This is a genomic window from Yersinia sp. 1252 StPb PI, assembly GCF_048593885.1.
GTDB lineage: Bacteria > Pseudomonadota > Gammaproteobacteria > Enterobacterales > Enterobacteriaceae > Yersinia > Yersinia enterocolitica_E.
This window is the reverse complement of sequence record NZ_JAZGQE010000421.1, coordinates 1-867: the sequence shown is the minus strand read 5'-3', so window position 1 is coordinate 867 and position 867 is coordinate 1. Positions and strand designations below refer to the sequence as shown.

Here is an 867-nt window from a genome sequence, read left to right as displayed (position 1 = left end):
ATATTAACCACTGCCGCAGCCAAGAAGAAACCAGATCTACCAGAGTACGGCAGTGGGCACTTACACTTATTAAAAACACACTAACACATATTACACAGCAGCTAGAATCAACCAGAAAATCCTTTCCCGGCTGTTCTATTTAATTAAGCAGCTAACAGCATATCACTGCTTTCAATTACACCAACGGTATCAATAAGTGGTGCATCGGATACCATAACGTCAAATTGGCTGGCGATAGGCATATCTTTCAGTGGGGTATTCACATCAATACCCTTAGCGGCGAGGATTTCCAACAAGGGTTCTGCATTGCCTCTCATCAAACCGTAGGTGGCTTTATGCATATCGCCTTGGTGGTTTTCTACCATTGTTTTGGTAGGGTCATATTCACCGGTCAGATCTATGCCACTCAATTTCACTTGCACTTGGTCAAGCTGTTTACCAATGCCACTTGGATTATCGCTCAAGTATTCACCCAACTCCAAGTTTGCCATTTTCCCGTAGAAGGTATGGTGGCTCATACTATAGTGCAAATCCCCTTCTACAATCATTGCAGTACTAGCACTGCCGTGAGAGCTGCCAATTGAGTATTGGGTACCACTAAACCACCCGCCGCCGGAAAATTGGCCAACGTCCTTGGCATATCCTGCCGCCTGCGTGTCTTTTATATCACCATGAGTGGTAGCCCACTGCTGAGTATAAGAGGTTAGAGTGTCATTACTGAACTGGCTTTGATATTGGATCGTTACTGTCATATTAAATTTCCTTATTATTAACAACAATTATATGACTCATCATTGAGTCACCGTGACTACAGATGAAATTATAATTCCACCTGAATACTTTAAATTAAATGTTTATATCTGGTGT

1 protein-coding gene is annotated in these 867 nt (G+C 42.3%); it reads right to left on the bottom strand.

What is annotated here, in order from left to right:
* Window positions 1-143: 143 nt before the first annotated feature.
* Window positions 144-752, bottom strand: coding sequence for a heme acquisition protein HasA (locus tag V2A85_RS24040; RefSeq protein ID WP_420072599.1), 609 nt, complete (start codon window positions 750-752; stop codon window positions 144-146).
* Window positions 753-867 lie beyond the last annotated feature (115 nt).

Bases quoted from the DNA above. Each gene is read 5' to 3' on its own strand.
- V2A85_RS24040 (WP_420072599.1), bottom strand. From the start codon at position 752: ATGACAGTAACGATCCAATATCAAAGCCAGTTCAGTAATGACACTCTA.